Raw genomic sequence first — 14,663 nt, forward strand, 5'->3', positions numbered from 1 at the left:
ATTTACCGTCATCGTAAAACACACTCCAGGATTAACGTCATGTGTAACTCGTACGAACATGCTCAAAATCTTCTAACCTCGGCAGCAACTGTATTGGAATGCGGATTTGTTCTCTGGTTCTGCTACCGGTTTTTTCAAGACTGCTTTCATCAGTCAGGTTTACTTCACAGTAACCGCAAGCAAAACTCGCTAGATTTACTAGTTGAAACAGCAAACTGCAATTTTCCAGCGTGCAGTCTTGAAGATAAACCTGCAACAGATGTAGAAACACCGAACCAAACAACACCGATCGAACAACCACTTCAGAACAGACAGTCTTTGGTTGAAACGATCGCAATAGAACCGACCGTCTTTCCGCAACAATCAGCACAAATAGAAGCTATCCAAAGCGGACTTACACCTGAACTTAGTCCAGCACAAATTGCCATTCTTCAAGGCGTTCAAAAAATCAGTAATACTTACACCATCACAGCCGTAGAGGATGAAACCTGGATAAACGAGTTATTTGTCGAAACACCGCAGAACGACGAATCCTCACCGATCTCTCCTGCTAACACAACAGAACTTGAATTCCCGCTTTCCATGTCTCGACAGAGCAGACCAACATTCTCTGAGGGTAGTTCCGTCAACACAACACAACCTAAGAAGAAACCACTGCCAGAAAAACAAGGCTTTGGACCGCAAAAACACAAAGGAAAAGATTCCAATCAAACTCCGGCAAAAAGTCGCACCGATCGGTTGCGAGAATTATGCCAGACTCATGGAATTCGTTGGACTCATGCAAATTCAAACGGCAACCATTTAACCGTTGAGCAAATGATTGATCAGTTGATCAAACGCAATATAGACATTGGGGAACTTGCCATTAAACCTTTACGAGGGCGAGCAACACATCGACGGAAACAAGTTGCCTAAAGTAGAATTAACTAATAGAACGACAGGGTATATACTCTGTCGTTCTGTCTTCGGAAAGATCTACAGAATCACAAGCTCAAAAAAGCTAGGCTTCAGGAAAATTCGAGATTGCTACGGTTGTAATACGAGAATCGACCAGCTCAAACGAACTATCTCACCGCTTTGCCGAAAGGTGTTTTTAGCATCTCTTTACCTTTAGACGCATGGCAATTATTTCATCCAAATCTCCAACACCCTCAGATGCTGATCCACCACGTTATGGACAGCCGGAGACATCGACTGTCTCTCAATCAACCAAAGTTCAAAAACACGCAGCAGGAATCACAGAATCTAGCAAAGCCGAGGAGAGCCTACGTCCACAACAACTAGCAGAATACATTGGACAAACCAACCTAAAAGAAATTCTGAATATCGCAATTCAGGCTGCCAAAAGTCGTCAAGAAGCGCTTGATCACGTGTTGCTTTATGGACCACCAGGGCTAGGAAAAACAACAATGGCGGCAATTCTTGCAAAGGAAATGGGAGTCGATTGCAAAATTAGTAGTGCCCCAGCGTTAGAGCGCCCGCGCGATATCCTGGGACTGCTAATGAATCTAAAACCAAACGACATTCTATTTATCGACGAAATTCATCGTCTTAGTCTTGTTGCGGAAGAATTACTTTATCCAGCTATGGAGGATTACCGAGTTGACATCAATATCGGCAAAGGAAGAAGTGCTCGAACTCAAACCATTCCAATCCCACCGTTTACGCTGATTGGTGCGACAACCCAATCTGGGAAACTGAGTGCTCCTTTAAGAGATCGGTTTGGGCTGATACAGCGACTCCAGTTTTATGAGTTAGACGAATTGAAGACCATTATCGAACGCACTGCTACACGTCTCAAGACAAAAATTACACCCCAAAGTGCCACAGAAATCGCTCAGCGATCTCGCGGGACACCTCGGATCGCAAATCGATTGCTCAAACTTGTAAGGAACTATGCTGAGGTAAAGAAACAAGCGTGCATCGAACAAAACATTGCCATTGAAGCACTCGACTTGTTTCAAATTGATACCCGTGGACTAGACTGGCTCGATCGCCAGCTCTTGCTCACCCTGGTTGAAAAATTTAATGGCGGACCCGCTGGGTTAGAAACGCTAGCTTCATGCCTAAGTGAAGATAAAGCAACACTGGAAGATTCCGTAGAGCCTTTTTTATTGCAGATCGGATTTCTCAGCCGCACTCGACGTGGCAGAATTGCCACCCAAGCCGCATGGCAGCATCTCGGATACAGTCAAGAATAGTCTTCCTTTGTCACTCGATCCGCCACTGCGGCGCAGTTAGCCATAATCAGATAATCGTAGATATCAACATACTGATAATCAGAAAACGTCCTCTATTGAAAAATTTCACCTAGGGCTTTCAATTCCACCTTAAACTACAGCAGAAAATCTTAAATCTGCCACTATGCCCAATGGAAAAACGCATGATCTGATCACGCTTGCAAGTAGCCCAATTATCGCAGTAGGCAGCACTGCAATTTTGCAGTCAATAGTGCCGACCGCGTCGATTCTAACATCTGCTGCACTCACCACCGCAGGATTTCTGTTTGCGGGATTAATGCTTAGCCCAGATCTTGATCTGCATTCCCGCCCCTACAAACGATGGAAATTTCTCCGATGGATCTGGATTCCTTATCAGAAGGCATTATCGCATCGGTCTTTCTGGAGCCACGGACCCTTAGTCGGCACAAGCTTACGCGTTCTTTATCTGAGTCTGTGGATAGCTGGGTTTATAGTTGGGTGGATTGTGCTTTGGAGTCTTTTCGAGAGTTTATCTAGCAGCCACGGGGATTGGATAAAAATGACCGATACACGGCTTAGATTTAGTGCTAAGGCTTTGATAGATGCAATTGTCAACCATATTCCTGAAGTACTGACAATTGGAGTCGGGCTAGAACTCGGATCTGCAAGCCATTATCTTGCAGATTGGATATCAACAATTGCAAAGCGCCTAAAAAAATCGAGATCTAGTTGGAAATAGCAAAAGTCTTCAACAAAACCAAGCTTGACTTTGACAAAGACTTTTTGACTCGATCGCGGCTGACCCTAAACGCAAGTTTAACCGGGCGGCTACCACGCCCGTTGGAGAAATCCACGTCCTACCAACCCCTTGCAGCTCTGGCTGCAAGGGGTTGGTCATGCTTGCCTCTCATGAAACCTCGATACAACCGCAAAAAAATTCTCGACTTTCCTTGGTCAATACTGCAGCTTGCTGTGTTCGAAGAAATCCGAACTGGCTCAGAACATCTGATGATTGAATCTGTAGCCGGGTCCGGAAAAACCCGCACGATTGAAGGAATTGTTGCCAGTCTCCAGCCTGGAACCTCTATTCTAGTTGCAGCTTTTAATCGCCATATTGCAGCGGAACTCAGTACCCGAATCCCTCCGTCGATTGCAACTGTCTCAACCGCACACAAAATCGGCAAAATGTTGCTGACTCGACTATTTCATGGTGCCCCTCCTCGGATTGATGAAGGTAAATATCGCCGAATCTGTCAACAGCTGATTAATCATCTGGCAGTTCATTGGAATGAATACGAAACTCTTAGAACTGAAAGTTCAGTAGACCCCGCTAGACAATTTCCGATTGCCCCACCAAACGTATCCGGTCCGCTACCGAGCGATAAAGCACGCAATCGTCTACTACGTCGTCATTTAGAAAAACTAGTTCACTTTGCTCAGGTTAGTTTGATGTCTCCTAAACTAACCGAAGTCCATACAATGGCAGAACACTATGCCTTGGGAACAAAAGTTATCGCAGATTGCACTGAAGCGCAAATTCAATACTGGATTTACCCACTGGTGATCGAAGCAATGAAAATCGGTGGAGAACAAGCCCTACAAGCAAAAGTCGTTGGCTTAGATGACCTTGTGTGGCTTCCCAACATCCTGAATCTCAAGCCCTCAACACCAAAGGATGTGGTTATCCTCGATGAAGCTCAAGATTCTTCTCAAGCGATCGCACAACTTTACCGACGAATGGCAGGACCCAACGGACGGATTATTTTAGTTGGGGACGGATGTCAAAGCATTATGGGCTTTGCTGGAGCTTCACCATCGATTTGGCAGCAGTTCAAACAAGAGTTAAAGCCAAAATCATGTCCCCTTAATGTCTGTTACCGCTGTCCAACCAGTCACTTGGATCTTGCCCGATTCTTTGTTCCTGACATTACTCCTCGCAGCGATGCGCCGATCGGGGAAATCAAAGTCTCTAACTTCGATACCGTGATCGAGGAAATTATCCCAGGGGATCTCGTTATCTGTCGATTTAATGCACCGCTGGTTCGAGCTTGCTTAAGGTTGATTCGTAAAGGAATCAGAGCAAGAGTCCGAGGTAAAAATATTGCAGAAGATCTAGTTCAACTCGCAATAGATGCGTTCCACGAGGAGAATTTCCCTCGCGGCTTCCAAAACCAAATACACAATCATTGCCAATCGCGCATCAAAACCCTACGAGAGGAAGAAGAATCTGAAGCCGCAGATCTGCTACAAGATACACAGGATGCTTTAATCTCCTGCTTTCGCAGTTTTGGACAAAAATGTTCATCGCTCAACCAGTTTTGTGAAGCAATTAATCAACTTTTTTGTGGAGAAGAAGAACATCCGGCTGTTGTGCTGTGTTCAATCCATCGAGCGAAAGGAGATGAAGCAAAACGAGTCGTTATCCTTGGCTCGAACCTTCTTCCTTATCCTCTTCAAGGAAAGCAAGAGTGGCAAATAGCTCAAGAAAGAAACTTGACATACGTCGCGATTACACGAGCAATTGAAACACTGATTCTAGTTCCGATCGAGTGGGCTGACCAACACGCTAACTACTTGGATCATCCTTATGGCGGAATGAACATCGAAGCGGTTGCGCTGAGTCTAGACTCTTCAGAAAAACAAGTGTGCGTAAAACCTGTTTGTAACCCAGAGAATCAGCTCTCGCTGTTCTAATTGCTCGCAGCTTCACCCCCCAGTGTCTGAACATTCATAACCAAATTGCTTCAGTAAGAGACACGACCCTGGATTGACATTACAGAAATGCTCGCTAATTCTAGGCTTGGACTCAAAACCCGTTTCTCTTACAAAGCAGGGCAGTCACTCCTTGCCTCTCAATTCAGAAAAAATTGAAGCTTTTAGAGAAAACCTATGAAACCAGACTGTAAATTATCCGCTGCAATTACATTGGTCGGAGTGCTAGCAACAGTTAGCGTGGTTGTCAATATTCAGCAAAATCGCAAAGCAGATCAGTTACAACAAGCACAGCCTTTCATTCTAAATAGCACACAGCTTATTCAGAAAGGGCAATACGCTGAAGCACGATCATCTCTAGAAAAAGCTCTTGAGTTTCTGCCTGAACATGCGACTTTGCACAACAACCTAGGATTTGCTTGTCAACAAGAAAAAGACTTTACTTGTGCAGAAACTCACTTTCGCAAAGCGGTAGAACTCGTTCCTCAAAGTTGGCAGTTCCACAAAAATCTTGCAAGCCTTTATCACATTCAACAGCGCTATACGGAGTCCCAAGTTGAATACTTAAAAACCTTAGATATTGCACCTGATGAAGAAAAACCGGCAATTATCGCTGATTTTGGTCGTCTATTGAATCAAACCGGAAATTATCTAGAGGCATTCAATCGATCGCAAGCAGCACTAATGAGAGGTCAAAGTCCAGAAGTTCGCTCCGCTTTACTCAACAACATCGCTTGGGCAGATTGGAAACTGGGTCGCCGTAAGCTAGCAGAAATTGCTTTAAGACAATCAATCCAACAGCAAGCAACTGTTGATAACCTTTGCTTATTAAGCGAAATTCAAGCTACACACACACAAGCAACCAGCAACAAAACCACAAGGCAGAGCTTGAAACAATGCCAAGCAAAAGTTCAATCCGAACTAGCTCAAAACCCCACCTTGCTTGAGTTCAAGCCGGAAGTGAGGGAGTGGTCTCAATCAAAGCAATCTGGGAATCAAACCAAATTTGAGCTTCTTTCACAAGAATAGGATCTCCTGAATTTAGCCACTGCTGCATCCGAACATCAGTCGAAGACGAAAATCGGGAATTTAATGACAAAGATGAATCGTCTTGAGTCAAAGTCGATAAACTGAAAGAGTCTATTTTCGAATAGGCTTTATCCACCTGAAGTTTACCAGTACTTCTAGTGTTGGAATTGCAGTCGTCTACCCTCCTTTTTGGAACGACACTGGTTGTTGGCGCAAATGGGGTAGTTGTGCCAATCCTCTGTTTAAAAGAATCAACAGAACTAAAGGTTTGAATCGATAAACTGACACTAACAGCTTCTGAAGAGTTTTGATCTGATTTTGAAACTTCGGTTGACTCTAGAGGTTCCGGAGAAAGAGAGAAAATATTTTTTTCCGAACAGGCATCATTCGGCTTCGCCCCACCCTTCATAAGGGGAAAGGTGTGTACTTTCTGACCAGAACTAGGTTGTAGCGTTTTATCAGCACCATTGACTTTGTTTGACACAGAGTCAGAATCCGCAGTTTCAGGGGCAGTACAGGCTTTATCCAATTGATGGTTGGGATGCCAAAGGCAAAGGTATTTACGTAGCGTTTGCTTACTACAATGAGCGATCGCAATAATTGCCTGCTCGCGCCGCGAAATTTGCTCAGGAAGTGCTTTACATGATTGCAAGGATTCTACAGCAGCCCGAATCCGCAACTGAGCTTCTTCAGAACGTTGTTGATTAACGGCTGTTAAAGAAGCACGTAACTTCTCAGTCTGTAAAGTTCCCTGTCTTTTTGGATCTGTTCCTAACGGCCAGTAATAGCGGGAAGCAGCTCTTGCCCAAACTACAGCCCGAAGCTGAATTTCATGTTGATGGCGACACCACTGTGAATAGCCAGGGCAATTAGTCGCAATCTGCACAACATATTCGGCTAAATCATCAAGGTCAAGTCCCTCAAAAACAACGCCGTAACAGGCAATCGACTTCAACAAAGCATTCGTTTGCCCAAAATCAGTCCATCCCTGCTCAATTTCATTCAGCAGAGCTTGCCGCCAGGTTGCTGCTGCTGCAACCTGCCGCTGACGCCGCCGCTTAAAGGTTTTTCGAGACAGTGCGATCGCAGAATGCAGCGCAGGCATATCTTGATATTCTGCAGCGGCATCCCAAAGCACAAAGAATCGCTCTAGACCGCCCGGCAACAACTGCAAGTCATCATCGAGTAAAAAAGATCCCGACGACGGTTGAAGTGGTAAGCGGTGCCCGTTGTATTCTATAACCTGTCCATTTGCACCATAAGACTTGCAGTTCGGAAAAATTTCCATCGCACCTGCTTTTATTTGGAAGTGTTGAGCTTCCAAACATTGCTGTAGTGCCGTTGCTAAACCAAACGTAGGAACTAGTTCAGGCAAGGGAATCCAAAGATGTAATCCCCCACTCCAGCTCGATTGAGTTAAGAATGTTCGAGTAATCCCAATCGTTTCTAGAGCTGCTCGAATCAAAGGTAGCGCTTCAGAGTTGTGGACGGGATGATATTGACCCAGTTTATCAAGATCAATTAGGGCGTAGGACGTTTGAGATCCAAAGCGAACGCCAACGAGTTCTGCAGCATCTTGCCAAATTTTCCACAACTCCCGTGGACGCAAGGGATAGCGCGTGAGTGTGCGCCAACGACCGTCAGGCTCATTCTCCCGAACAATCGGCATCCAGCGATATGAAAAGGTTTGGCAAAGTCGCTTGCCCACTGGATCAGCAGGCAAGGGTTCAATACGGTGGGATCGACTCATGCAACCCCCCCAAATAAATCCATTTGCTTAGGCGGAGGAGTCTTGGTTGGTTGTGTTTGAGATTTTGTCTTAGAAACACGAGTCAAAGTTGGACTAATTTCTGGTAAAGAAGTCGATAAAGTTATCAACGCTTCAACAGAAGATGAAACGGCTGGCGCTGATTGTTCTGTCACCTGAACAGCCTTAGAAATCGATCGCTGCGGTTGTTCAACAGACTCTGGTTTCGGCAAAACTTCCAAAACTTCTTTGACCAACGACGGTAGAATCCAGCCATCTTGGGGACAGTAAGAAGCGGATAGCCCAGGAATCGAAATGGGAGAAGAACAGCGAATGCAATAGCCGTACCGCGCTGGTATCGGGTTCTCTTTTTCAAGCATCTGAAAATACCCATGTGGAATTAAGAGCAGAGCCTCCACCAGCTTTGAAGCGACGTGGAAAACTCAACCCAGAAACAACAGGGCTGCTAGAACACTATGCAAAAAAAACTTAAATTTTTGCTCAAATCAGTTGCGCGTTTGACCAAAATCCGTTTAAAATTGCCATAGCAAGATTAGGGCATCTAACGTCTGCCTGCCAAGCCGTGTTAGGATCCCTTTTCTAAGCAGCTGATTACTCTGAATAATTCACCAAAACCTCAGCTACTCAAACCGTTGAGGTTTTGGTCGTTTTAAAAGCTACATGGTTTCCTCCCAAAATAAATAAAAGTGAGGTTAAAGCACTCCGCTAAACGGCTACCTAGCTTTGCAAATTCAAACTTGCTTAAACTTGTGCAAAAAATCAGCAAAACACTGACGCATGACAGTAGCAGCTCTAAAACATCATGCTTAATCTGCCGTGATCTTACCATCAGTTCTAGAGTGAGTGTAAGAATTTGAAATTTTCACAACTAGACAGTTTAGCAATCTATCTTGGGATCAAACCCTAGATAGATCAAGGATTTAGTCCTTTAATCAGTGAGCGAGTACAGAACGTTGGGTAGAAGTCTTGGTAATACCCAACCACTTTTTGAATTAGCTTTCCAGAATTCTCATCTCTGGCTAGACTCTCCTAACACTGGACACACTAAATCTTAAAACCAGTCTGTACGATCTCTGCAACTATTTAACCAGAAAGACATGGATTAAGATCTAAGAGCTACGGTCTAGGTCTAACCAACTCTCTATCGACTGCTCAACTGCACTAAAAACAGTACAGAACGTAGTATTTACTACTAATGCCCTGCGCTCCAGTTTGGCTAAGTCGAGTTCACGCTTCTGCCACAACCTTAAACCAGGTTCAAGCCGCTAGAGAAGTATTTTGAGTTCTCGCTCCATAACAAAGCCATGACAGTGAATCTAGGCAGCATTAAGAGGTTACAGCAATATCAGATGGTAGCGACTTCCGTCGCTAGAACTAGACTGAGAAGTCATGCAAAAATGTTTTAATCATCTGTACAATAGTTCAAGACAGTTCAATTTGATGCCGCGCCCTAATCAAAAAAGCTTACACACATCCCGTTTGAAATGGGGAAGTTCTTGGTTCGAATCCAGGATCGGGCACTAAGCCCGATTAGCTCAATGGTAGAGCGTCCGTGATTACAGCTTTTTTAACTTGCGCGGCATTCTCCACTCGAGTTCACTGTCTTGAACCAGGTGTAGAGTTCTGGTTACCGTTATACATCAGAACAAAACGGGACGATGACTTCTTCAACTACACCTCATTTCTACTTATGGCTTTGAAAGACTTGAAGCTCTCCCACCTACGCTTCGCTTAGCGGTGGAAGATTCTCAGTTCTAGCCTCCCTCAGCCAAAGCCGAAGGATATTCACTGAGTTGCAGTGCTGCTACTTCGAGCGGCACTGAGGCGAAGCTCTGGGGGGCTTCAAACACTCCCTCCGAAGGAACATATAGCCCCAACGGACACGCAAATCCATCCCACTGACTCAAATTGATTCCGGCGTTCCAGTCTGCGTTGCATTCATAGCCATCAAACCCGATGAACTGATGCTTGCTGCGCTTACCGAGAATGCCGTTTCTGTGGTCAGATTTACTTGTATACGGTGCAGGTCGAATGTGGGTCTGTCTTCCCCGCATGGCAACTTTGTATTGAATGAATTGCCCTAACTGGAAATACGCCCAGAAGTCGCGGTTCTTACCTGCATGAGACTTGTTTTTCTTGCGCTGTTTGCTGTTTTGGCGAATTCCTTCTAGGTCTTCGAGAACCACGTCCGCATCGTAGCGATTCGCAAAATCTGCAATTTGCTTACTGATAGCGTGATTCACTTCTTTCATCCACTGAGATTCAGACCGTTTCAGTCGTTTTAAGGCTCTACGTTTCCCTGCTTTTTGCAAGGATTGATAGAGCTTCTGAAACTGTCTACGTCGATGTTTAACGTGACGACCAGAGAAGAAAAGACATTTGCCGTTCGGCAACACTATCACCGCAAGGTTGTTTTGTCCGCGATCAATTCCGGCACGGGTTGAAGACGGCTTGTCAGGAACATCCTGCGTCACCGAAATCAGGGCATACCAGTGCCCGCAAATCTTCGCGATTTTCAACGTTCCACCTTCTATCGTTGCGTCTTGAGTAATGAGTTTATCCAAGACAGACTGATAGTGAGAGTGAGCCACTTCGAGTGGAACTCGCTTTACCCCCTTGATGGTTGGAAAACTAACTGAGTAAGTCTCACCATGCTTTTCGAGCTTCCAGTTCTGTGTGTTGATTTCAGGGGGCAGCTTCTTAAATTGCTTTACCCTGGTTCGAGAAATGGTGGCTCGAATAACCTGATTGACCACAGCACTCATGAGCGGCGAAACAACTTTAGCGGTTGTGATTTTGCGCCGTTCTTTCTTGTTCAGTTTCAACAGTTCGTTTGCTAGCTCAGTGCATTCCTGCGTCATCTGGGCAAACAAATCTGCCTTGACCTGGTTGAGGTCGAGAAACTTGAGCTTGAGTGTAGTGGTGACTTTACTCATGTGCGTAAGAATAGTACACTTGCTCGTTAGAAGCAAGAGAGAGTGTTTATTTTGTCGGGATTGACCGGACAAAATAAACGCGGCTTTCATCCCCCACTTGCTCCACTCCGAAAGACGCTACGCTGTTTCTGCGTTCCGCGAAGTGGGGGCGTTCCCGCCGACCTTGGTAAAATCCGAATCAAGCGAGGCTTTCTGGGAGTTTGTCGAACAGTGTCAATGGCAAGATGCCCCAGCCGAATGGGGATCAGGATCAATTAGTAATAGTCGGACTTTTGCACAGCAACAGATCGATCGCGCAGTTAGCGTTTTGAACGGTTATCCAATCGAGCAACAGATGAAATTTGAAACGCAGTTCAAACAACACAGAGAACAACTTCGACAAGCTTTAAACGAGCTTTGCCGAGCAGATGAAGCGCAGGAGGTGGGCTACCGATTGCCAATCTCCGGAGACGACAGCTTTGATGATTTATGTGCCCACATTATTGGAAAAGGCAAAACTTTTTTCGAGTCAGTGATCGCCAACCCGGAAAGCGCAGCTAGAATCACGCACTATGTTGAAAGCTTTTGGTATGTCTTCAACGATCTTCCAAATCCAGAGTTAGAAGCACTTCTCGATTTCAGATTTTGAATCAGCAATTCCAAGAGTGATACACCTGATAAAAGTTCAGCTCACCTTAACAATTTAGCAGCCTCTACAAGACACCTCAAGAGAGTTACTGGCGATGTAGATTCAAGCGAACTCGTTCTAACAGCTCGGCACGCCACTGCTGAACTTCGGGTTGATCATCGGTGGACTGCAACATTAAGCAAGTTGTCCAGTCTGCGGAAGGATCTTGTTTTAGTCGCTCACGCGTCTTTGCCATCAAGCAATATGTATCTGTGCGGGTGGGATCAAGATCCACCGACATCTGTAGCCATTTCAAAGCTTGAAGATTATTTTTCTGCTCGTAAGCCGCCCAACCTAAATTCTTGTAAAAAGCAGATCGAACAGTCGGTTGATTTGTATGCTTTAGCTCTTGCTGTAACAACACCGTTGCCTCTCGATGCTGATTTTGAAGAATCTGAATACGCGCTAGATTATTAATGGCACGATCTCGAACTTGTGATCCCAAACGAGCGGATTCGCGGTAATGGACCTCGGCTAAACTATACTGCTCGGACTGCTCATAAACGTTCGCCAAATTGTAATGGGCAATCACATTGTCTGGTGAAAGCGTGATTGCTTGCTTAAATTCGCGAATTGCACAGTCTTTATCTTTTTGAACCGCACATGAAAGCGCCAAGCTTGCATGAATCGAAGAGTTCTGAGGCTCGTACTTTAAGGCATTACGAAACATCTGTTGAGCGGTTGCATAATCACCGATCGACTGAAGTTGATTACCCTGAACTAAGTATCGGTTTGCAAAATGACTAGCATACACCGGCTGAACAACACGATAGATGCTCCACCCAACCATCAGCACTAAAACCGAAACGGCAGCTTGGAAAGGCTTCGATTTCCTTATCGCTTGCTGCTTCAAGCGATAAGGAAGTTCATGAAGATACTCTAAGATTTTCTCAATGTCATGCGGTCGGTTGATTGCATTCGGAGACATCAAGCGATCTAAAAAATCAGCAAATACAGGATCAATCTGCTTAGCTTTGTGCCGCCATTGCAACGTTCCAGTGTATGGATTACGCGAGAGGTCGATCGGGTGAGCGCCTGTAATTAAATGCACCAGAGTCCGTCCGATCGCAAAAAAATCACTTGCTGGAACTGCCTTTCCGTCATTCTGCTCTGGCGCACAGTATCCGGGGGTTCCGGGCATTAGCGCTGCGGCTCGACTCAAAAGGCGAACCCGTTGAGAGTCTAGCCCAGCAACATAGGCTGGATCCATCTGACATAAAGTCCCAAAATCAATCAATGCTAATCGTCCGTCTTCTTGCAGAATCAAATTTTCAGGCTTAATATCACGGTGTAAAAATCCATGATGATGCAAAGCTGCTGCAGTCTCAGAAAGCTGAATCAGCCAGACCAACGCATCTTTCTGTGAGACTTTGCCGTGCGTTTGCAACCATCGATCAAGCGGAATTCCAGCAATCTTTTCGACGACTAAGCAACTTGAAGGGGGTCTACCTTCTACAGAATTTAGTGCAAAATAACAATCGGGCGAAGCACGAGGTAACCCAGGCACCGGATATGGACTATGCACGCGCTGCAGCGCGATCGCGGTAAGCATCAATGGCTCCAATAGCTCCGGATCGTCAGAGTTAACAATCCTTAAAACAAATCGTTTATTTGTACCAGCTTCAATCGCTTCAAACACCTGAACAATCAGCGACTCTTCTAGTGGCTTCAACGGGCGGAGGACGCGAAAGCGTCCGTTCAGCAGCAGGGGTTCGCCGCAGACCTCACACACATCGGCTGTCTCAGGATTCCGCTTTAAACATCGATAGTTAACACACAAAGAAAACACAGTACTCATCCCTTGATTAAGCCAACTTTGAAAGCGGTCGATGCACTAATCCACGTGGATCAGTCAAAAGATATTTTTGCAAGAGAGGACTTAGAGTTAAAACCTGCTCTCGACGGTGCGGCTGTAAACTGACTTCAATTAGCGCTGAACGGAGCAGTCGATCGATCGAAGCAACAGAAACTCGGTTTCGCTCAATAAGTTCAGAAATTGTAATACCCACTTGAGCTGGATGCAAAGACTGAAAATGAGCTAGATCAAGCAGCACCTGACGGTCTAACGGCGACAGATAAACTGCGTCTCTAAATAATTCATCAAACCAGGCTTGGACGATTCCTAATTGAATCGTTTTTGCGCCTAGATTCTCAAAACTTCCGCCCATCCGATTTTTGACCCAGCTTGCAACTTGACGCAGCAGTAAAGGATGCCGTCCTAGCGAAATAATGGCATCCTCCCACTGGTCTTGGTTTAGAAGCGCAGCTTCGATAAAAAACTGTTTACTATCTTCGATTGTTAATCCTCCCACAGGAAGCGAAGTCGATAAATAGCCGCGCAAAGAGAACCCTTCTTCGATTTCAGAAATGACTTCCTGACAAGTTAAGAGCAGGCAACTCTTTGTTTCTTCAACAATTCGACGAAAAACACTAAGATAACCAGACGAAAGGCAGCGATCTGAAGGCTCTCCTTCTAGCAGTGCATCTGCCGAATCAAGCACAAGTAAGCAACGGCGAGCCTGAAGCACATTGATTAACCCAGAAAGCTGGCAATCAAAATCTTGATCTTGCCAAGACTCTCCGGTTAAAACCCGAAGAATATCCACAACAAATTGCTGAACCTTCGGTTTGTAATGCACCGGTTTCCAGCAAGCAATATCAAACGGGAGCGGACGGGTCTGAATTAAACGAGCGACTAGAGATCGTTTGCCAATTCCTTCAACGCCAACCAACATCACGCAGCGATGAGTATCGACTAAGGTTTGTAGTTGAGAGAGTTCCCGATCTCGTCCGTAAAATCGACTGACATCGGGAATCTGTGCTCCCACCACGGTTAAATTTGATCTCACAACCGAAGACCGATCCTGGTTAAAGTGAGTATGGTGGTCTGTTTGTTCTAGAGCAGGCAAGCGTTGCGACACAACAGCCCGTAGATTTCGCTTTGTAACCGGCTCATTAAAAATAAAAGTTAGCTTTTTCCAGAGCGAAGTTGCAACTGTCCGGTGTAACGTGTTGGCTTTATAAGTACTTCCCTGAGCGATCTCATCATAAGTTTTTCCCTGCCATGCTGCTGCCAAAACAAGCCGCTCGGCAGCAGTAAGCTTCTGCCGACAATGTGTTTTCATCAAGTCATCAACAAAAGCTAAAACATCCAAAGTCTTCATGAGATGAAAGCGACTCAAACAGTCACTGGAATAGAAAACGACTTTTAACGACCTAAACGACCTTTCATTGTCTCAGATTGACAGCAAGTTTAATATATAAGAAGGAATACCTTTATGGAAAAACCATCTTGCTAAAAATAAATCTATCTTAAGATAGGCATAAAAGCGACCCGTATCACTAGACCT

Annotated in this window: 12 protein-coding genes; 6 read left to right on the forward strand and 6 right to left on the reverse strand. The window is 45.2% G+C overall.

The window, feature by feature from the left end:
• Positions 1 to 39: 39 nt before the first annotated feature.
• The 3 genes from ACQ4M5_RS00575 (at position 40) to ACQ4M5_RS00585 (ending at position 2,940) form a co-directional block, all read left to right on the forward strand.
• Positions 40 to 915, forward strand: coding sequence for a hypothetical protein (locus tag ACQ4M5_RS00575; RefSeq protein ID WP_430673656.1), 876 nt, complete (start codon positions 40 to 42; stop codon positions 913 to 915).
• 203 nt (positions 916 to 1,118) lie between these two features.
• On the forward strand, positions 1,119 to 2,201 hold the full coding sequence (gene ruvB / locus ACQ4M5_RS00580) for a Holliday junction branch migration DNA helicase RuvB (RefSeq protein WP_430673657.1): 1,083 nt from the start codon (positions 1,119 to 1,121) through the stop codon (positions 2,199 to 2,201).
• Positions 2,202 to 2,364: 163 nt separating this feature from the next.
• Positions 2,365 to 2,940 carry a metal-binding protein gene (locus tag ACQ4M5_RS00585; protein WP_430673658.1) on the forward strand — a complete coding sequence of 192 codons (576 nt, stop codon included), beginning with the start codon at positions 2,365 to 2,367 and terminating at the stop codon, positions 2,938 to 2,940.
• Positions 2,941 to 2,949: 9 nt separating this feature from the next.
• Here the strand turns inward: ACQ4M5_RS00585 and ACQ4M5_RS00590 are convergent, their stop codons facing one another.
• Positions 2,950 to 3,099 (reverse strand): hypothetical protein, encoded by a 150-nt coding sequence (locus ACQ4M5_RS00590; protein ID WP_430673659.1) that lies wholly within the window; start codon positions 3,097 to 3,099, stop codon positions 2,950 to 2,952.
• An 11-nt stretch (positions 3,100 to 3,110) separates the two neighbouring features.
• Here ACQ4M5_RS00590 and ACQ4M5_RS00595 point away from each other — a divergent pair, with 11 nt between their 5' ends.
• Together ACQ4M5_RS00595 and ACQ4M5_RS00600 are read left to right on the forward strand one after the other, a co-directional pair.
• Positions 3,111 to 4,895 (forward strand): UvrD-helicase domain-containing protein, encoded by a 1,785-nt coding sequence (locus ACQ4M5_RS00595; RefSeq protein ID WP_430673660.1) that lies wholly within the window; start codon positions 3,111 to 3,113, stop codon positions 4,893 to 4,895.
• A 195-nt stretch (positions 4,896 to 5,090) separates the two neighbouring features.
• Positions 5,091 to 5,942, forward strand: a complete 852-nt coding sequence (locus ACQ4M5_RS00600; RefSeq protein WP_430673661.1) for a tetratricopeptide repeat protein — start codon at positions 5,091 to 5,093, stop codon at positions 5,940 to 5,942.
• Here the strand turns inward: ACQ4M5_RS00600 and ACQ4M5_RS00605 are convergent.
• The 3 genes from ACQ4M5_RS00605 to ACQ4M5_RS00615 form a co-directional block, all read right to left on the reverse strand.
• Complete coding sequence (locus ACQ4M5_RS00605; protein WP_430673662.1) at positions 5,863 to 7,692, reverse strand: hypothetical protein; 1,830 nt, start codon at positions 7,690 to 7,692, stop codon at positions 5,863 to 5,865. The two genes, ACQ4M5_RS00600 and ACQ4M5_RS00605, sit on opposite strands and share 80 nt — an antisense overlap.
• Positions 7,689 to 8,069 carry a hypothetical protein gene (locus ACQ4M5_RS00610; protein WP_430673663.1) on the reverse strand — a complete coding sequence of 127 codons (381 nt, stop codon included), beginning with the start codon at positions 8,067 to 8,069 and terminating at the stop codon, positions 7,689 to 7,691. The genes ACQ4M5_RS00605 and ACQ4M5_RS00610 overlap by 4 nt, the downstream gene beginning before the upstream one ends.
• Positions 8,070 to 9,464: 1,395 nt before the next feature.
• Complete coding sequence (locus ACQ4M5_RS00615) at positions 9,465 to 10,646, reverse strand: RNA-guided endonuclease TnpB family protein (protein ID WP_430673664.1); 1,182 nt, start codon at positions 10,644 to 10,646, stop codon at positions 9,465 to 9,467.
• Positions 10,647 to 10,743: 97 nt separating this feature from the next.
• Here ACQ4M5_RS00615 and ACQ4M5_RS00620 point away from each other — a divergent pair, with 97 nt between their 5' ends.
• Positions 10,744 to 11,274 (forward strand): DUF4240 domain-containing protein, encoded by a 531-nt coding sequence (locus tag ACQ4M5_RS00620; RefSeq protein WP_430673665.1) that lies wholly within the window; start codon positions 10,744 to 10,746, stop codon positions 11,272 to 11,274.
• An 85-nt stretch (positions 11,275 to 11,359) separates the two neighbouring features.
• On the opposite strand, the gene ACQ4M5_RS00625 is transcribed toward ACQ4M5_RS00620, so the two are convergent.
• A complete protein-coding gene (locus ACQ4M5_RS00625) occupies positions 11,360 to 13,111 on the reverse strand; it encodes a protein kinase domain-containing protein (protein ID WP_430673666.1) in 1,752 nt (583 codons plus the stop codon).
• Between the two features lie 7 nt (positions 13,112 to 13,118).
• Positions 13,119 to 14,477, reverse strand: a complete 1,359-nt coding sequence (locus tag ACQ4M5_RS00630; protein WP_430673667.1) for a hypothetical protein — start codon at positions 14,475 to 14,477, stop codon at positions 13,119 to 13,121.
• Positions 14,478 to 14,663: the final 186 nt, after the last annotated feature.

Origin of the sequence: Leptolyngbya sp. AN10 (genome assembly GCF_050565645.1) — a bacterium.
Taxonomy (GTDB): Bacteria; Cyanobacteriota; Cyanobacteriia; order Leptolyngbyales; family Leptolyngbyaceae; genus Leptolyngbya.